This window comes from Streptomyces yaizuensis, assembly GCF_034961445.1.
In the GTDB taxonomy this organism is placed as follows: domain Bacteria; phylum Actinomycetota; class Actinomycetes; order Streptomycetales; family Streptomycetaceae; genus Streptomyces; species Streptomyces yaizuensis.
In genome coordinates, this window is the sequence record NZ_BSBI01000001.1 from 953,210 (window position 1) to 970,112 (window position 16,903).

Here is a 16,903-nt window from a genome sequence, read left to right on the forward strand (position 1 = left end):
AGGCCCCGTCCCCCGACACCACCGCCGCCGACGCCCTGCTCCTCGCCGTCCTCGACGCCCTCCTGCGCGAGGACGCCGCCGGACTGCGCACCCGCGCCACCCGCGAGACCCGCCCCGACGGCGACTGGCTGCGGCTCCCCGCCGGCGCCGACGCGTGGCTGCTGCCCGTACGCACCGCCACCCCCGGCTTCCAGAGCGACACCGAGACCCGGCTGCCCCTGCTGCGCCGCGCCGGTGACGGCCACGACCTCACCACCGCCGACACCGTCCTCGCCGCACTCGCCGACGCCGCGGACCCCCGCGACCGCGACGGCTTCACCGCCCTCGCCGAGGAACACCGCCGCGCCCTCGCCGCCCGGCGTCTGCACACGGCGACGCAGAAGCAGGTCACCGCCCGCCTCACCGCCCGCTACGGCCCCCGCCCCGCCGACTGGACCGGCCCGGCCGCCGCGCTCGCCTTCGACACCCTCGCCGCCCGCACCGACCACCCCGTGTACCCCACCGGACGCGGCCGCTCGGACCTCGGCGACGACGAGCTGCGGTCCTGCGCCCCCGAGTTCCACCCCCGCGTCACCCTGCGCCGGCTGCTGCTGCCCCGGGACGCCGTCACCGTCCACGGCACCCCGCCCCCGACCGCCCGGAGCGACGGAGAGCGCCTGCCCTGGACCGACGGCGACCGCTTCGTACTCCCGGTCCACCCCCTCACCGCCGGCGAACCCCTGCGCCGCGCCCTCGCCGCCACCGGACTCGACCACGTCGCCCACCTCGCCGACGAGCCCTACGCCGACGCCGTCCCCACCCTGTCGATGCGGACCCTCGCCCTCGCCGCCGACCCCGCGACCCACCTCAAACTGCCCCTCGCCACCTCGACCCTGGGCCGCCTCAACCGGCGCACCATCAAACCCGGCACCCTCGTCGACGGCACGGCGGGACAGCGCCTCGTGGAACGCGTCCTCGCCCACGAACCCCGCTTCCGCGACACCGTCCTGCACGCCGACGAGACCGTCTGGGCCCACGCCGGACACGAACTCCTCGCCGTCCTCGTCCGTCGGCTGCCCCCCGGACTCGACCACACCGCCGTCGTCCCCCTCGCGGCCCTCCTCGCCCCCGGACCCGGCGGCCGGCTCCTCGCCGACCACCTCGCCGACCACTACTACGGCGGCGACACCCTCGCCCTCCTCGACGCCGTCCTCACCCTCCTCTTCGACTGGCAGACCACCCTCTTCGGCCACGGCATCGCCCTGGAGTCCCACCAGCAGAACATCTCCCTGCTGCTGGACACCCCCGGCACCACCACCCGGCTGCGGCTGCTGCTCAAGGACAACGACGGCCCCCGCGTCCACACCGCCCGGCTGGCCGAGACCATCGGCCCCGATCCGGCCGTCTTCGCCGACCCCCGCGTCCCCGTCGACGGCGACGGCCCGATACTCGACCTGTTCACCACCATCACCGTCCACCTCTGCGCGGGCGCCTTCGCCTTCGGCCTCGCCCGCCACGGACACGCGCCCCTGGAACGGCTGCTCGCCCTGGTACGCGACCGCCTCACCGAAGCCGTCGAACGCCTGGAACCCGCGCGGGCGGACCTGCTGCGCACCCATGTCCTGAACGCACCGCACCTGCCCGTCAAGGCCATGGTCACCGCGGGCACCCTGCTCGCCAAGGAGAGATCAGGGGCAAGGGACGTCAACAAGCACTACACCACCGGCCCCAACTATCTGACCTGGGGAAGGCAGAGCCGATGACCAGCACCACCCCCGACCGCCCCGCGGCCCCCGCGGGACCGCCCACCCGGCTGCCCACCGCCGACGAGGCCGTCGCCCACACCCTCCTCAACTGCCTGCTGCGCGAGGTCTCCGCCCCCGAGCACCAGACCGCCGTCAGCGACGGCCATCTCCTGCTGCGGCTGCCCCGCCGCGGCGTCCTGCTCCGGGTCGGGCTCCGCCGCACCTCCCTCCTGGGCTCCCACCGCTTCACCGGACCCGTCACCGAACAGCGCGCCGGCGACTGGGCCGAGGTCGACTGGCGCCGGCTCGCCGCCCACACCCACGCCGAACTCTCCCTGCGCACCGGCGCCCGCAACGACGAGTTCCTGCCCCAGGTCGCCGCCAGCCACCGGGGCGTCACGGCCGCCCTCGCCGCCCACGCCCGCCCCGCACCCGCCCCCGCCGACCCCCTCGGCGCCTACCTCGCCTCCGAGCAGTCCCTCGTCCTCGGCCACCGCTTCCACCCCACCCCCAAGGCCCACGGCTCCGACCCCGACACCTGGTCCGCCTACGCCCCCGAGGCCCGCGCCGCCTTCCCCCTGCGCCACCTCGCCGTACGGGAACACCTGACCGCGGGGGAGTGCGCCGTGCCCGGCGCCGACGACCCCCTCGACCGGCTGCGGCCCGTCCCCGACGGCTACCGCCTGCTGCCCGCCCACCCCTGGCAGTACGAGCAGCTGCGCGCCGCGCCCGCCCTGCGGGCCGCCCTCGCCCGGGGCGACGTCCTCGACCTCGGCCCCGGGGACCGCGTCTTCACCCCCACCGCCTCCGTCCGCACCCTCTACGACGGCGACACCTTCCTCAAATTCAGCCTCAACGTCCGCATCACCAACTGCCTGCGGAAGAACGCCCACTACGAACTGAGCGGCGCCGTCGCCCTCACCCGGGCCCTCACCCCCGTCCTCGCCGACCTCGCCGCCCGCTTCCCGGACACCGGCGTCCTGCGCGAACCCGCCTACCGCAGCCTCGCCCTCCCCGGCCCCGACGGCCACCCCGACCGCTCCCTCCTCGAAGGCTTCGGAGTGATCGTGCGCGAAGGGCTCGGCCCCCGGCTCCGCCCCGGCGTCACCCCCCTCCTGGCGGCCGCCGTCGCCGACGAGTACCCCACAGGACCCGGCCACGTCTCCCGCCTCGCCGGCCGCGACCCCGGCCAGGTGCTGCGCTGGTGGCGCGCCTACCTGCGGCTCCTCGTCCCCCCGGTCCTCGCCGCCTACTTCGACCACGGGCTCGTCCTCGAACCCCACCTCCAGAACGTGATCGTCTGCGTCGGCCCCGACGGCATGCCCGTCCAGCTCCTCCTGCGCGACCTGGAAGGCACCAAACTCCTGCCCGACCACCACGAGCAGACCCTCGCCTCCCTCCCGCCCGACGTGGCGGGACCCATGACCTACGACGCCCGCCGCGGCTGGGACCGGGTCGTCTACTGCCTCCTCGTCAACCACGTCGCCGAACTGCTCGCCGCCCTCGCCGACCTCCACCCCCCGGCCGAACCCGCCCTCTGGTCCGCGGTACGCGGCGCCATCGCCGACTACGCCGACGGCGCCGGCGGCCCGCCCCGGCTGCGCGCCCTGCTCGCGGGAGTGCCCCTGCCCGCCAAGGCCAACCTCCTCGCCCGCTGGGAACGCGCCGCCGACCGCAACGCCGGATACGTCCGGCTGCCCTCCCCGCTCGCCGAGGACGTCCTCGGCCAGGCCCTTTGCGCCCAGACCCACCGGAGCCCCCGATGACGACCACCCCCGCCGTCCGGGAGCACGCCCGCTCCCTCGGGCCGGAAGGGCTGCCCGCCTACCTCTACGACCTCGCGGCCCTGCGCGACCACGCCGCCGCCGTCCGCGCGGCCCTGCCCCGCCGGGTCGAGCTGTACTACGCCGCCAAGGCCAACCCCGAACCGGAGATCCTGGCCGCGCTCTCCCCCTGCGTCGACGGCTACGAAGTCGCCTCCGGCGGCGAACTCGCCCATGTGGCCCGGGCCGTGCCGGGCCGGCCCCTCGCCTTCGGCGGCCCCGGCAAGACACCCGGCGAACTCGCCGGCGCCCTCGCCCTCGGCGTCGACCGCTTCCACGTCGAGAGCGCCCACGAACTCGCCGTCCTCGCGGACCTCGCCGCCCGCGTCGGCGTCCGCGCCCGGATCCTGCTCCGCTTCAACCTCGCCGTCCCCGGCGGACACCTCGACGGCAGCGCCCTCGCCATGGGCGGCCGCCCCGCCCCCTTCGGCATCGACCCCGCCGACGCCGACACCGTCCTGCGCTCCCTCACCGACGGCACCCACCCCCACCTGGAACCGCTCGGCGTCCACGCCCATCTCGCCAGCGGACTCGACGCACCCGGCCTGCTCGCCGTCGCCGCGTCGGTCACCGCCTGGTCGGCCGGACTCTTCGCCCGCCACGGCCTGCCCCTGCGCGAGGTCAACACCGGCGGCGGCATGGCCGTCGACTACACCCGCCCCGGGCAGCGGTTCGACTGGACCGCGTACGGCGAGGGCCTGGCCGCCCTCGCCGACCGCCACCCCGAAACCGTGCTGCGGATCGAACCCGGCCGCGCCCTGACCGCGTACTGCGGCTGGTACGCCACCGACGTCCTCGACACGAAACACAGCCACGGCGAGGACTTCGCGGTCCTGCGGGGCGGCACCCACCATCTGCGCACCCCCGCCACCAAGGGCCACGACCAGCCCTGCGCCGTCCTCCCCGTCGACGCCTGGCCGCACCCCTGGCCCCGGCCGGCGACCACAGGCGCCGGCCCCGTCACCCTCGTGGGACAGCTGTGCACCCCCAAGGACGTCCTCGCCCGCGCCGTCGCCCTCCCCGCCCCGCTGCGGGCCGGCGACCGGGTCCTGTTCGCCCTGGCCGGCGCCTACGCCTGGAACATCTCGCACCACGACTTCCTGATGCACCCCCGGCCCGGCTTCCACTTCCTGCCCGGCCCACCCGCGACACGGGAGCCGCACGACGGCTGACCGGCGGGCCGCGCCCCTATCGTGGGGGGCGCGGCCCCCGGGGCCGGACAAGGAGCCACGCGATGAAGCCCACCCCGGGGCCCGCCCTGACCGCCGCCCTGGTCACCCTCACCCTCACCACCGGCATGGTCGAAGCCGTCAGCTTCCTCGCCCTCGGCCCTGTCTTCACCGCCGTGCAGACCGGCAATCTGCTGCTCCTCGGCTTCGCCGTGGCGGGCGGGGGCGGACTCTCACCCGCAGCCTCCGCCGCCTCGCTCGGCGGCTTCACCGCCGGCGCACTCCTCGGCGCCCGGGCAACGGCCCGCGCCGACCGCGCGGGCCGCCCCTGGTTCACCCGTGCCCTGCTCGCCGAAGGCCTCGTCCTCGGCTGCGCCGGGCTCGCCCTCGGACACCTGGAACCCTCCGCCGGGCACCCGACCGCCGCACACCTCGCCGTCACCGCGGCCGTCGGCCTCGCGATGGGCCTGCGCAACGTCACCACCTTCCGCGTCCGGGTCCCCGACCTCTCCACCACCGTCGCCACCCGCTCCCTCACCGGGCTGCTCGCCGGTCCCGCCTCCGGTGACCTGCGTCCCCCGGAACCGGAGCGCACCCGTCACCGGTGCTACGCCGTCGGCGCGATGTTCGCGGGCGCCCTGCTGGGTGCCGCCCTGCTGCACGCGTCCCTGCCCGCGTACGCGGTCCTGCTCACCGTCGCCGCCGCCGTCCTCGCGACCGCCGCCGGACACGCCCTGGCCCGTCGCCGCACCCGCCCGGGCACCCCTTCCCCGGGCGGATAACCGGATGCGGCCCCCGCCCGGACCTCGTTAGCGTTCCGTTCCATGAGAGAACGCCCCCGGGGCGACGGCGCCCCCGGTGACACGACGGTCCTGCGGGCCCTGCGCGCCTGGGACGTCGACGCCGCCCGGGTCGAGTACGCCCCCGTCGGCTTCGGCGACCACCACTGGACCGCGACCGCCCCCGACGGGGAGCGCTGGTTCGTCACCGTCTCCGATCTGTCGGACAAGCCGCACTGCGGCCCCGGCACCGCGAGCGCCCGGGACGGCCTGAGCCGGGCCATGGACACCGCGCGGGCCCTGCGGGAGCGCGCCGGCCTCGGCTTCGTGGTCGCGCCGCTGCCCACCCGGGACGGCCGGACCCTGCTCCCGCTGGGCGAGCGGTACGCCGTCGCCCTCTTCCCCCATCTGCCCGGCGCCACAGGGGAGTTCGGGCGGGAGACGGACCCCGCGCGGCGGATGCGGACCGTGGAGATCCTCGCCGCCCTGCACCGGGCGCCGGTGCCCGGGCGGGCCCCCGTCCTGCCGTCGGACCCGGCGGGCCGCGCCGGTCTGGAGCGGTCCCTCGGGGACCTGGGGGTCCCGTGGACCGGCGGCCCCCTCGCCGAGCCCGCGCGCGAACTCCTCGCCGGCACGCCCGTCGCCCGGCGGCTCGCCGAGTACGACCTGCGTGCGCGGGACATGCGCCGGCGGGGCGTGGCACCGGTGCTCACCCACGGCGAGCCGCACCCCGGCAATGTGCTGTGGCAGGGGACGCGTCCGCTGCTGCTGGACTGGGACACCACCGCCGTCGCCCCGCCCGAGCGGGACCTGTGGCAGGTCGCCCTGGAACCCGGGGAGCTGGACCGCTGGACGGAGCTGACCGGCCGGGCCCCCGACGCCGGGGCGCTCGCCCTGTACGAGCTGCGCTGGGACCTGGAGGACATCGCCTCCTGCGTCGCCTTCTTCCGCTCGCCCCACGCTCCGGGCGCCGACGCGGACCTCGCCCGGGAGGGCTTCGCCCGCGCCGCCGGGCGGCTGGCCACCGGCTGAGCGACCGGCCCCGGCAGGGCTCGGGTCGTCGTAGGAAAGGCCGAACGGGGGCGCCCCGCCCGGTGGTTGTATCCCACGACAGTGAAACTGGTCACGTATTGGACGAATTCACCGGATCCGGATTCCCCCGCGGCTCCGGCGCCTTCGCGCGGGCGCAATGGCGAATGCGGGTCCGCTCTTTCGGGTGACGATTGCCGTACGGTCCGTGCGCGCCCCGTTTCGGTGATCGGTAAACCGTTGCCCCGGCGGACGGGGATGACACCTCGGGTGACGGTGGTCACGTCAGGCACCGTCAACACGGGAATGCCGTGCGGCCCCCCGCTTACGGGTGACGGGCTTCCGGGCCCGTCCGGGCACCCGGTGTCCGGAAACGGGTGCACTCGATGCCGGGGATAGGGGGCCCGGCATGGGTAATCCGGCGCTTTCCTCGTACGATTGCGGATGAGTGCGCCGACCCTGCCGGATCGTTCCGGGGGCGGCTGCCAACGGGGTTTGCGCGTCCGTGCACCGGGCGTCGGCGGTGATCACCGAAAAGGGAACGCGGTATCACGCTGTGTTCATCACGCGAGGGGCAGTATGAGCGAACATTGGTAACCAATGTGACCAGTGGGACTCCTGGGGCTGATGGTGACCGACATCACTCCCCTGACGGGTGCACGAAATTGACGCTCCGAGCGTCTTGATAAGTGTTGGGAAAGCGTCAACCGCCTGTGCGTGTCGGTGCGTTCACGGAGTGAATGCACGACCGCCCGGATCGGAGGACTCCGGACCGGCAAGTAGTTTCTGCAATATGACGGTACGTGATGAATCGACTACATCAACTCGACGTATTGCCTCAGTGGCCACACCGTGGCCCCGGACAGTCCCGTGTGGGCAGGGAGAAAGCATGAAACCGTTCGCGTGGAACTACGCACGTCCGGCCGAACTGGCGCCTGTGGTCGACCAGTACTCGTACGACGCCACCCTCCAGTTGAACGTTCTGGCGGACGGCCGGCCGGCCATCCAGGACCGGGCGTTGCTGGCCGCGGTCGGCACCACCACGTCCACGGCGGGCTCCGCCACCCACTTCGACGACTGATCCTTCACCCACGATGACGGTACTGATCCTGACCTGCGAGGAGGACGTCACCGCCGACATGGTGGTGGCGCAGCTCCACAAGAGGGGCGTCCCGCTCGTCAGGTTCGACCCGGGCGACCTCCCGGGCGAGGGGGCGCTCTCCGCGGAATATGTCCGCGGAGAGTTCCGCGGGTATCTCTCGACCGGCGGGCGCGTGGTGAGCATGGACGGCCTGCGCTCCATCTGGGTGCGCAGGCCGGGCGAACCGGCGGCGCACGCCGCCGAGCCGTCCGCGTGGCTGTCCGCCGAGAGCGGCCAGGCGCTGTACGGGATGCTGGACTGCACGACGGCCCGCTGGATGAACGAGCGTGCCGCCGCCGCCAGGGCCCGGCTCAAACCCTGGCAGCTGCGCGTCGCGCACCGCAGTGGGTTCCCCGTTCCCGCGACGGTCATCACGACCTATCCGCGGGTGGCCCGGCAGTTCGCCGATCAGTACCGGCATGTGGTGGTGAAGGTGATCTCGGGCAAGCCGCCGGGCGACCCGCCGATGGCGCTGCCCACCACCCTCGTCCCGCCCGGCACCGACTTCGCGGAGGTCGCGGCCGGGCCCACCCTGCTCCAGCGGTACATCGCCAAGCGGGCCGACATCCGGCTCACCGCCGTCGGCGACGAGATCTTCGCCGCCCGCAAGGCCGCCGAACCGGGCCAGGTCGACGGGCGGTTCGGGGACACCGGTCACTCCTGGCAGCCGGTCGAGGCGCCGCCGACGGTCGCGCGGGCGGTCGCCCGGTACCTCCGGCTGGCCGGGCTGGCGTACGGGGCCTTCGACTTCGCCGAGGACGCGGAGGGCACCTGGTGGTTCCTGGAGTGCAACCAGGGTGGCCAGTTCGGATTTGTCGAGCTGGACACGGGTCAGCCGATCGCGGACGCGGTCGCCGGCTGGCTCGGCGCTCCGGGCGAACCGCTCTGAGGCGGCCCCGGGCCCATCCCCCAGGGGGCTCCCAGGCCTCCCTCGTCTCCCCGGCATCCCGGGGGAGAGGTCCAAAAGCGGCCCCAAGGCGGCCCGTGCAGCGGCCCCGGGTGACCACCGGGGTGGGGCCATGGCCCCTTCCGGCGGCTGTTTTCGGACAAAGCTGGGCAGCTCTCCCGGCCCGGGGAACCCGGTCGGATCCGCGAATCCCTTACATTCTTCGGGGTTCCTCCATCCTTGTGTGCAACGGGCATTAGGGTGAGCGTCCGCGCCGGGCCCTGATTGGGGGGTGCCCGGCCCTGGAAGCAAAGGATGCTCATGCGTCACCTCCGCTCCGTCACCGCCGCGGCTGTCGCGGCCTGTGTCGGCGGCCTCGTCCTGCTGCCCTCGCCCGCGCAGGCCGCCAAGGGGTCCGTCCACCTGTACAAGATCCACTACGACAGCCCCGGCACGGACAACCGGAGCAACAAGAGCCTGAACGGCGAGTACGTCCAGATCCGCAACACCACCCGCGCGGCGGTGAACCTCAAGGGCTGGACCCTCACCGACAAGTCGAACCACAAGTACACCTTCGGCGCGTACACCCTCGGCAAGGGCAAGACCGTCACGATACGCACCGGCAAGGGCGACAACACCGCGTCCAACCGCTACCAGGGCCGCCGGGCCTACGTGTGGAACAACGACAGGGACACGGCCACCCTGAAGCGGGCCTCGGGCTCCACGGCCGACACCTGCTCGTACAACTCCACCCGGGTCGACTCCAAGCTCTGCTGACCTCCTGCCGGCCGGGGCGGGGCCGCCGTCGCACGACGGCGGCCCCGCCCCGCGGGCATCCGCCTCAGCAGCAGCGGGAGGCGGCCGACCCCTCCTGCCGGCGGGTCCGCAGCCGCTGGAACTCCCGGCGGTTCGGCGGCTCGGTCCCCGGATGCGTACGCCGGTGCCGCTCGCAGTGGCGCTCGTACGCCGACTCGCCGGTCAGCTCGCGCAGATACCAGTGGGTGGCCCGTACGCCCCGGCGCAGCGCGGTCAGTACGGGGACGAGGGCGCTCACCGGCCCACCTCCACCGGGGGCTCGGCCTTCGCGGTGCCGATCGCCGAGGCCACGTACGGCGCCTCGGTGGTGGGCGGCAGCTGCGGGGCCCGCAGGGTCCGGACGCAGACCAGCGCCGCGTTGACGATGACGGCGGTCACCAGCACCACGAACACCACGATCAGCACCCCGTCCACGGTGGAGTTGGTGACGATGGTGTGCATGTCGTCCATGTTCTTCGCGGGGGCCAGCACCTTCCCGGCGTCGATGGCGTCCGCGAAGCGGTCCCGCTGGGCGAAGAAGCCCACCCGGGGGTCGGGCGAGAAGACCTTCTGCCAGCTCGCGGTGAACGTCACGGCCACCGTGAAGGCGAGCGGCACCCCCGTCACCCACGCCCACCGCAGCCGCCCCGTCTTGATCAGCAGGGTGGTCGCCACGGTCAGCGCGATCGCCGCGAGCAGCTGGTTGGCGATGCCGAAGAGCGGGAAGAGCTGGTTGATACCGCCCAGCGGATCGGTGGCCCCGGCGTACAGGAAGTAGCCCCAGCCGGCCACGACCACCGCGCTCGCCAGCCAGATGCCCGGCTTCCAGTGCACCCGGCCGAGCGGCTTCCACACGTTCCCGAGCATGTCCTGGAGCATGAATCGGCCCACCCGGGTCCCCGCGTCCACCGTGGTCAGGATGAACAGCGCCTCGAACATGATGGCGAAGTGGTACCAGAACGCCTTCATGCCCGCGCCGCCGATGACATCGGAGAAGATCTGCGACATGCCGACCGCCAGCGTCGGCGCACCGCCGGTCCTGGCCACGAGGGTGGACTCCTCCACCGCCTTGGCCGCCGCCGCCAGCTCCTGGGGCGAGATGGTGAAGCCCAGGTTCGCCACGGCCTGCGACGCGGACTCCACGGAGTCGCCGAGGAGTCCGGCGGGCGCGTTCATCGCGTAGTACAGCCCCGGGTCCAGCACGGAGGCCGCGATCAGCGCCATCACCGCGACGAACGACTCCATGAGCATGGCCCCGTAGCCGATCATCCGGACCTGCGACTCCTTCTCGATCAGCTTCGGCGTGGTGCCGGACGCGACGAGGGAGTGGAAGCCGGAGAGCGCGCCGCAGGCGATCGTGATGAAGAGGAAGGGGAAGAGCGACCCCGCGAAGACCGGGCCCGCCCCCGAGGAGGCGAAGTCCGTGACCGCGTCGGCCTGGAGCGTGGGCGCGGCGATCAGCACCCCCAGGGCGAGCAGCACGATGGTGCCGACCTTCATGAAGGTCGACAGATAGTCGCGCGGCGCCAGCAGCAGCCACACCGGCAGCACGGAGGCGACGAATCCGTACCCCACCAGACAGAACACCAGGGTGGTGGGGGAGAGCGTGAAGGTGTCCGCCAGCGACGAGTTCTCGATCCAGCCGCCGCCCACGATCGCGAGCAGCAGCAGGACCACGCCGATCAGGCTGGTCTCCAGGACCCGCCCCGGCCGCAGCACCTGCATGTAGATGCCCATGAACAGCGCGATCGGGATGGTCATGGCCACCGAGAAGGTGCCCCAGGGCGAATGGGCCAGGGCGTTGACCACGACCAGCGCCAGCACCGCGAGCAGGATGATCATGATGATGAAGACGGCGATCAGGGCCGCCGCCCCGCCCACCTTGCCGATCTCCTCCCGGGCCATCTGCCCGAGGCTCTTGCCGTCCCGGCGCATGGAGAGGAAGAGGACCACCATGTCCTGGACCGCGCCCGCGAAGATCACGCCGAAGACGATCCAGATGGTGCCCGGGAGATACCCCATCTGCACCGCGAGCACCGGACCCACCAGCGGGCCCGCGCCCGCGATGGCGGCGAAGTGATGCCCCAGCAGCACCCGGCGGTCGGTGGGCTGGTAGTCCACCCCGTCGTCCAGCCGCTCCGCCGGGGTCGCCCGGGTGTCGTCGGGCCGGAGCACCCGGGTCACGATGAAGCGCGAGTAGAAGCGGTAGGCGATGGCGTACGTGCCGAGAGCGGCGCCGACCAGCCAGACGGCGGAGATCTCCTCACCCCGCGCGAGCGCCAGCACCCCCCAGCAGAGCGCGCCGACGACCGAGACCGAGGCCCAGATCAGAACGGTCTTCGGAGAGAAACGGGTCGGGGGTGCGGATGAACCGGACACACATACTCCTCAAGGACATCGGGGACGGACCGGCCGGACGGCCGGGACCGGTGAACGGGACCGGTGAACGGGGACCACAGGGAGGGGACACGGGACGGCCCGTGGGTGGGAGCCCCACGATCCGCCGGTACGGGCCGCCCGCGCGGGGTACGCGGGCGCGCGGTCAGGGATCGGGGCGGCGCCGGGTCAGCAGATACGCCGCGAGCAGCCCGAGAGCACACCCCGGCACCCAGGCCAGCTGGTACCAGTAGAAGAACGGCACACCCGCCAGGGCGGGCCCCTCCCGCGCGTACCAGGGCACCCAGAGCAGCGCGACCACCGGCGCCAGCAGACAGCAGGCCGCCGCGAACCGGCGCACGGCCGCCACCGTCCGGTCCCCGGAGGGCTCCGGCGGCAGCTCGTCGTCCACGGTCACGGAGCCTCCCCGGTCGTCGCGTCGCCGGCGCCCTTCCGCGCCGGTCCGTGGAAGAGTTGCCGATCACCCCGGTTCGGTTGACAGCGGAAGTCCGGCGGATTTCCATGAGCGCCTGTCCCCGGAAACGACCGGCTCCCCCGGCGCGGTACGACCGGCGACCGGTCCGGGCGCACCGTGCGCCCCGGAACTCAGCACGGACGGTGGACGATGACCGAAGGAGCCGTGGCGGCCGCGGCCTTTGCCGCCGTCGTCGCCACCGCCTCCGTGCTGGCGGCGCGCGCCCGGCACCTGCGCCCCACCGGGGCGCTCCCCGCCCTCGACGGCTGGGCCCTCGCCGACCGCTCCCTGGGCGCCGGCTGGACCTGGCTGCTGCTGGGCGGAACCGTCTTCACCGCGTACACCTTCACCGCCGTGCCCGGACTCGTCTACGGCAGCGGCGCCCCCGCCTTCTTCGCCGTCCCCTACACCGTCGTCGTCTGCCCGCTCGCCTTCGTGCTGCTGCCCCGGCTCTGGTCGGAGGCCCGCGCCCACGGCCATCTCACCGCCGCCGACCTCGTCCGCGGCCGCCACGGCTCACCGGCCCTCGCCCTCGCCGTCGCCCTCACCGGCATCCTCGCCACCATGCCGTACCTGGCGCTGCAACTCCTCGGCATCCGGGCCGTCCTCGCCGCCGGCCCCCTCGGCCCTCCGGCCGGGCCCACCGCCGACCTCGTGATGATCGTCCTCTTCGGCGGACTCGCCGTCGCCACCTACCGGCACGGGCTGCGCGCCCCGGCCGTCATCTCCGCCCTCAAGGCCGCCGCCGTCCTCGGCGCCGTCATCGCCGTGGTCTGGCTGGTCCTCAGGCGCTTCGGCGGACCCGGCGGGATCTTCACCGCCGCCGCGCACCGGCTGGCCGCCGACGGCCCCTCCACCGCCTCCCTCACCCTCACCGAGGGCCAGCACCCCGCCTTCGCCTCGCTCGCCCTCGGCTCCGCGCTCGCCCTCCTGATGTACCCGCACGTCCTCACCGTCGCCTTCGCCGCCCGCGGCCCCGGCAGCCTGCGCCGGGCCTGTATCGGACTGCCCGCCTGGACCGCCGTACTGGCCCTCTTCGGCCTCCTCGGGATCGCCGCCGTCGCCGCCGGGATCCGTGCCCCCGACGGCGTGGCCGAGACCGCGGTCCCCCTCCTGGTGGACCGGCTCCTGCCGGGCCCCCTCGCCGGGCTGGTCCTCGGCGCCATCACCGTCGGCGCGCTCGTCCCGGCCGCCGTGATGTCGGTCGCGGCGGCGACCTCGTTCGTCCGTGACGTCTACGTCCGGCATGTGCACCCCACCGCCACCCCCAAGCGCCAGGTCCGCGTCGCCCGCGCGGTCTCGCTCACCACCAAGGCGGGCGCGGTCGTCTTTGTCTACGGTCTGCGGGACCAGGCCGCCGTCAACCTCCAGCTCCTCGGCGGGGTGTGGATCCTCCAGATTTTTCCCGCCGTCGTCATCGGCCTCCACAGCCGCCGGCCGCACCCCCGGGCCCTGCTCGCGGGCTGGGCGGCGGGCATGGTCTGCGGCACCGCCGCCGTCGTCAGGGAGGGCTTCTCGCCCGTCGTCCCGCTCGGCCCCCAAGGCACCGTGGCCGTCTACGCCGGACTCGCCGCCCTCCTGCTCAACCTGGCCGTCACCGCCCTGGGCACCCTGCTGCTGCGCGCGCTGCCCCACCGGGCGCCCGGTACGGGTACGGAGGTGCGCACCCCGTGAGAAGGACCCCGCCCGCCACACCGCGGCTGCTCCCGCCCGCCGCCCCGCGGACCGCCCCGCCCGCCACGCCCCAGCCGGTGCCGGCCGTCACACCGCAGCCGGTCCCGCCCACCGCCCCGCGGACCGTCTCGTCCGCCACGCCCCAGCCGGTGCCGGCCGTCACACCGCAGCCGGTCCCGCCCACCGCCCCGGCCGACCCAGGCGACCGGGACCGGGACACCGAGCTGGCGTTCCTCTTCGAACGCCACTACGCCTCGATGCTCCGGCTCGCCGCGCTGCTCGGCGCGGACGACCCGGAGAACATCGTCGCCGAGGCGTACTACGAGATCTACCGCAAGTGGCGGCGGCTGCGGGACGCCGACCGCGCCGAGTCGTATCTGCGCTCCGTGGTCTGCAACCTGACCCGGATGCGGATACGCCACCTCCAGATCGTCCGCAAGCACAGCCGGACGCCCGCCGCCGAACCCGCCGTCGTCTCCGCCGAGTACACGGCACTGCTCCACGACGACCAGCGGGCCCTGGTCACCGCGCTCCAGCGGCTGCCGGCCCGCCAGCGCGAGGCACTGGTGCTGCGGCACTGGATGGGACTCAAGGAAAGCGAGATAGCGCAGGCCATGGGGATCTCCGCCGGTTCGGTCAAGACACACACCGCGCGCGGGATCGCCGCCCTCACCCAGGTGTTGGAGAACCGCCGGTGAGCCGCCCCGGGAGCCCGCCCAGGAACGACGACGGCACGGAACGCCGGCTCCGCGAGACCCTGGAGGCCCTCGCGGACCAGGTCCACCCGGCGCCCGGCGCCTACCGTGCGGCCCACCGCTCCTGGCGCCGCCGCGAACGCCGCCGCCGGCTCGCCCTCGTCACGGCCGTGGCCGCCGTCTTCGCCCTCGCCGTCCTCGCGGGCCTGTGGGTCCTCAACTCGGCCCCGTCCGCCTCCCGGGACGTCTTCCCCCACGGCACGACCCCGCCGACCCCGCCCACCCCGGCGACCCCGGCGGCCCCGCCGACTCCGGTGCCCCCGGGCCCACCGCGCTGACCGGGGCACGCGGACCGGCCGGCCCCGGCGGTGCGTCAGCGGTCCGCCGGGACCGTGGTGTCCTGGGGCTCCGGCCCCACCACCAGGACCCCGGGAGCCTCCCCCTCGGTCAGCGAGGCCCGGCGCACCCGGGACTCCCAGTCCGGCGGCCAGAGGGTGTCCGCGTCCCAGCGGATGCCCTCCAGCGGTACGCCGTCCAGCGCCGCCGTCCGCAGATCCGCGCCCCGGAAGTCGTTGCCCGCCTCCTCCGCCTCCGACACCGCGCGCAGCAGTGCCGCCGCCGCCCGGTGCACGAGATCCAGCTCGTCGGCGAGGTCCAGCGCCACCTCCAGCACCCCGGGCCAGGAGATCTCCGGGTCCTCCAACCGGGGCAGCAGCTCCGACTCCAGCAGGGCCAGGGCGCTGCCGGCCCGCCCGGTGAGCCGGGCGGCCCGCTCCGCCAGCCGGGCCCGTGCCGTCTCCAGATAGGCGTACCCCGTCAGCGCGGGCGGCGGCCGGCGCCCCGGGGGCAGGGCGAGCACCCGCCCCAGCTCCTCCGCGGCCCGCGCCAGAGAGGCCCGTACCCCGTCCGGAAGCCGTTCCTCCTCCAGCTCCCCGACGAGCCGGTGGACCGCCGCCCGGGCCCGCCCGGTCGACCCCAGCAGATCGTGCGGCCGGTGCGCCCGCGCGATGCCCAGCGCCTGCGCCCGGTATTTGAGCCGGACCGCCGGCGGACGGTCCATCAGGATCCCGCCACCGGGCCCCGTGTCCGGATCGCGCCGGCCGCCGGGTTCCTCCCGCCGCTGCCGGTCCGTACGCGCGGTCACCGCCGCCAGCGTCCCCCGGTGCGCCGCCGCCAGCAGCAGCCCCAGCGCCCGGTCCGGGTCCCGGGGCTCCGGCGGTCCGCCGCGCGCCATGAGGGTGTCGTACACCGCGATCCCCAGCGCCCCGTGCGCCCGCGCCAGCAGGTCGTCCAGCGGCCCGTCGCACGTCCCGACCGGGAGTCCCTCGGGCAGTTCGGCACGGAGTGCGTCCGGCGCTCCCCCGGGCACTCCCGCGCGGAGCGCGTCCGGTGGGCCGCCCGCCCGCTGCGGCCTCATCCGCCGGCCTCCCCCGCTCCGCCGCCGTCCGGGCCCCCCGGTCCCTCCAGGCCCAGCCACTCCTTGAGCGCCGCCCTGGCCCGGGAGAGGTTCTGCCGCACCGCCTCCGGTGTGATCCCCATCGCCCGCGCGCTCTCCTGGGTCGTGAAACCGTCCAGGTTCCACGCCAGCGCCGACCGCTGCTTGGCCGGCAGCCGCAGCAGCAACTCCACGACCCGGCGCTCCTCGACCCCCAGCTCCGCCGCGTGCGCCGGGTTCTCCCAGTGCGCCGTACGGACCTCCGGCACCTGCTCGTACGGCTCCTCCGGCCGTACCCGCTGGCGCAGCCACGAACGCCAGGCCACCGTCCGCAGCCACGCCTTGGGGCGGGCGATCCGCACCCCCGGCCGGCACATCTGGGTGAAGGCGTCCTGCGCCGCGTCCTGGGCCTCGCTCCACGACGCCCCGCTCAGCAGCAGAAAGCGCACCAGGCCCGGATACTCCGCCTGATGCAGCTCCTGCGCCAGCTCCCGCCCCGGCTGCGCGCGTTCGGACGTACCGGACGCACTCCGCGCGTCGTGCGCCTCCGGTGCGCCGGGTACGCGTACCCCGGTACCCGCCGTCTCCTCCGCCACGCCTACCCCCGGTCCGCCGGAGGGACCGATCGCGCCGGACGCGACGGCCCCCGCCGTGCGTCTGCCACCCGTTCCATGAAGCCTCCCGATGCCCGGCCGGCGCCGTTCCCGCACGGCGCCCGGTCCACCTGGTGCACCGGAGGGCCGCCGCTGTGACATCGCCCCGGTCAGCCGCTCCGTTCCGCCCGCCGCGCCGCCCGCCGTTCCGCCCGGCGGGCCGGGGCTCGCAGCACGACGGCACGGAACCGCGCGTACGGGCCCTTCGCGCCGCGCCCCGGAACCCCCCTGCGGACCGGTGCGCCTGAC

At 74.7% G+C, this 16,903-nt stretch carries 16 protein-coding genes; 11 read left to right on the forward strand and 5 right to left on the reverse strand.

Annotation, left to right across the window (positions count from 1 at the left end; all coding sequences use genetic code 11):
• Positions 1-35 precede the first annotated feature (35 nt).
• The 8 genes from SYYSPA8_RS03530 to SYYSPA8_RS03565 all read left to right on the forward strand — a co-directional run bounded on the left by SYYSPA8_RS03530 (position 36) and on the right by SYYSPA8_RS03565 (position 9,328).
• The gene (locus SYYSPA8_RS03530; RefSeq protein ID WP_323445526.1) at positions 36-1,742 is read left to right on the forward strand and encodes an IucA/IucC family protein; all 1,707 of its coding nucleotides are present in this window, start codon (positions 36-38) and stop codon (positions 1,740-1,742) included.
• Positions 1,739-3,490: an IucA/IucC family protein gene (locus tag SYYSPA8_RS03535; protein WP_323445403.1), complete on the forward strand. Its 1,752-nt coding sequence runs from the start codon at positions 1,739-1,741 to the stop codon at positions 3,488-3,490. Before SYYSPA8_RS03530 ends, SYYSPA8_RS03535 begins: the two co-directional genes overlap by 4 nt.
• Complete coding sequence (locus SYYSPA8_RS03540) at positions 3,487-4,719, forward strand: type III PLP-dependent enzyme (RefSeq protein WP_323445404.1); 1,233 nt, start codon at positions 3,487-3,489, stop codon at positions 4,717-4,719. The genes SYYSPA8_RS03535 and SYYSPA8_RS03540 overlap by 4 nt, the downstream gene beginning before the upstream one ends.
• 62 nt (positions 4,720-4,781) lie before the next feature.
• Positions 4,782-5,498 carry a YoaK family protein gene (locus tag SYYSPA8_RS03545; RefSeq protein ID WP_323445405.1) on the forward strand — a complete coding sequence of 239 codons (717 nt, stop codon included), beginning with the start codon at positions 4,782-4,784 and terminating at the stop codon, positions 5,496-5,498.
• 42 nt (positions 5,499-5,540) lie between these two features.
• Positions 5,541-6,527, forward strand: a complete 987-nt coding sequence (locus tag SYYSPA8_RS03550) for an aminoglycoside phosphotransferase family protein (RefSeq protein WP_323445406.1) — start codon at positions 5,541-5,543, stop codon at positions 6,525-6,527.
• Positions 6,528-7,413: 886 nt separating this feature from the next.
• Positions 7,414-7,605 carry a putative ATP-grasp-modified RiPP gene (gene tgmA, locus SYYSPA8_RS03555; protein ID WP_323445407.1) on the forward strand — a complete coding sequence of 64 codons (192 nt, stop codon included), beginning with the start codon at positions 7,414-7,416 and terminating at the stop codon, positions 7,603-7,605.
• Positions 7,606-7,618: 13 nt separating this feature from the next.
• Positions 7,619-8,554, forward strand: coding sequence for an ATP-grasp ribosomal peptide maturase (tgmB, locus tag SYYSPA8_RS03560; RefSeq protein WP_323445408.1), 936 nt, complete (start codon positions 7,619-7,621; stop codon positions 8,552-8,554).
• Positions 8,555-8,872: 318 nt separating this feature from the next.
• Positions 8,873-9,328 carry a lamin tail domain-containing protein gene (locus SYYSPA8_RS03565; RefSeq protein ID WP_323445409.1) on the forward strand — a complete coding sequence of 152 codons (456 nt, stop codon included), beginning with the start codon at positions 8,873-8,875 and terminating at the stop codon, positions 9,326-9,328.
• A gap of 64 nt (positions 9,329-9,392) precedes the next feature.
• Here SYYSPA8_RS03565 and SYYSPA8_RS03570 read toward each other — a convergent pair whose 3' ends face one another.
• From SYYSPA8_RS03570 to SYYSPA8_RS03580, 3 genes are all read right to left on the reverse strand, one after another.
• The gene (locus tag SYYSPA8_RS03570; RefSeq protein WP_323445410.1) at positions 9,393-9,605 is read right to left on the reverse strand and encodes a YbdD/YjiX family protein; all 213 of its coding nucleotides are present in this window, start codon (positions 9,603-9,605) and stop codon (positions 9,393-9,395) included.
• On the reverse strand, positions 9,602-11,725 hold the full coding sequence (locus SYYSPA8_RS03575; protein WP_323445411.1) for a carbon starvation CstA family protein: 2,124 nt from the start codon (positions 11,723-11,725) through the stop codon (positions 9,602-9,604). The genes SYYSPA8_RS03570 and SYYSPA8_RS03575 overlap by 4 nt, the downstream gene beginning before the upstream one ends.
• 163 nt (positions 11,726-11,888) lie before the next feature.
• On the reverse strand, positions 11,889-12,092 hold the full coding sequence (locus tag SYYSPA8_RS03580; RefSeq protein WP_323445527.1) for a DUF3311 domain-containing protein: 204 nt from the start codon (positions 12,090-12,092) through the stop codon (positions 11,889-11,891).
• 255 nt (positions 12,093-12,347) lie between these two features.
• Between SYYSPA8_RS03580 and SYYSPA8_RS03585 the strand changes: the two genes are divergently transcribed.
• The 3 genes from SYYSPA8_RS03585 (at position 12,348) to SYYSPA8_RS03595 (ending at position 14,904) form a co-directional block, all read left to right on the forward strand.
• A complete protein-coding gene (locus tag SYYSPA8_RS03585; RefSeq protein WP_323445412.1) occupies positions 12,348-13,871 on the forward strand; it encodes a sodium:solute symporter family protein in 1,524 nt (507 codons plus the stop codon).
• Between the two features lie 149 nt (positions 13,872-14,020).
• Positions 14,021-14,569: a sigma-70 family RNA polymerase sigma factor gene (locus tag SYYSPA8_RS03590; protein WP_323445528.1), complete on the forward strand. Its 549-nt coding sequence runs from the start codon at positions 14,021-14,023 to the stop codon at positions 14,567-14,569.
• Positions 14,566-14,904, forward strand: a complete 339-nt coding sequence (locus SYYSPA8_RS03595; protein ID WP_323445413.1) for a hypothetical protein — start codon at positions 14,566-14,568, stop codon at positions 14,902-14,904. Before SYYSPA8_RS03590 ends, SYYSPA8_RS03595 begins: the two co-directional genes overlap by 4 nt.
• Positions 14,905-14,939: 35 nt before the next feature.
• Here SYYSPA8_RS03595 and SYYSPA8_RS03600 read toward each other — a convergent pair whose 3' ends face one another.
• Positions 14,940-15,983 carry a hypothetical protein gene (locus SYYSPA8_RS03600; RefSeq protein ID WP_323445414.1) on the reverse strand — a complete coding sequence of 348 codons (1,044 nt, stop codon included), beginning with the start codon at positions 15,981-15,983 and terminating at the stop codon, positions 14,940-14,942.
• On the reverse strand, positions 15,980-16,597 hold the full coding sequence (locus SYYSPA8_RS03605; RefSeq protein WP_323445415.1) for an RNA polymerase sigma factor: 618 nt from the start codon (positions 16,595-16,597) through the stop codon (positions 15,980-15,982). The genes SYYSPA8_RS03600 and SYYSPA8_RS03605 overlap by 4 nt, the downstream gene beginning before the upstream one ends.
• Positions 16,598-16,903: the final 306 nt, after the last annotated feature.

Coding starts and splice junctions, on each gene's coding strand:
- SYYSPA8_RS03535 (WP_323445403.1), top strand. CDS start 1,739: ATGACCAGCACCACCCCCGACCGCCCCGCGGCCCCCGCGGGACCGCCC.
- SYYSPA8_RS03540 (WP_323445404.1), top strand. CDS start 3,487: ATGACGACCACCCCCGCCGTCCGGGAGCACGCCCGCTCCCTCGGGCCG.
- SYYSPA8_RS03545 (WP_323445405.1), top strand. CDS start 4,782: ATGAAGCCCACCCCGGGGCCCGCCCTGACCGCCGCCCTGGTCACCCTC.
- SYYSPA8_RS03550 (WP_323445406.1), top strand. CDS start 5,541: ATGAGAGAACGCCCCCGGGGCGACGGCGCCCCCGGTGACACGACGGTC.
- tgmA (WP_323445407.1), top strand. CDS start 7,414: ATGAAACCGTTCGCGTGGAACTACGCACGTCCGGCCGAACTGGCGCCT.
- tgmB (WP_323445408.1), top strand. CDS start 7,619: ATGACGGTACTGATCCTGACCTGCGAGGAGGACGTCACCGCCGACATG.
- SYYSPA8_RS03565 (WP_323445409.1), top strand. CDS start 8,873: ATGCGTCACCTCCGCTCCGTCACCGCCGCGGCTGTCGCGGCCTGTGTC.
- SYYSPA8_RS03585 (WP_323445412.1), top strand. CDS start 12,348: ATGACCGAAGGAGCCGTGGCGGCCGCGGCCTTTGCCGCCGTCGTCGCC.
- SYYSPA8_RS03600 (WP_323445414.1), bottom strand. CDS start 15,983: ATGAGGCCGCAGCGGGCGGGCGGCCCACCGGACGCGCTCCGCGCGGGA.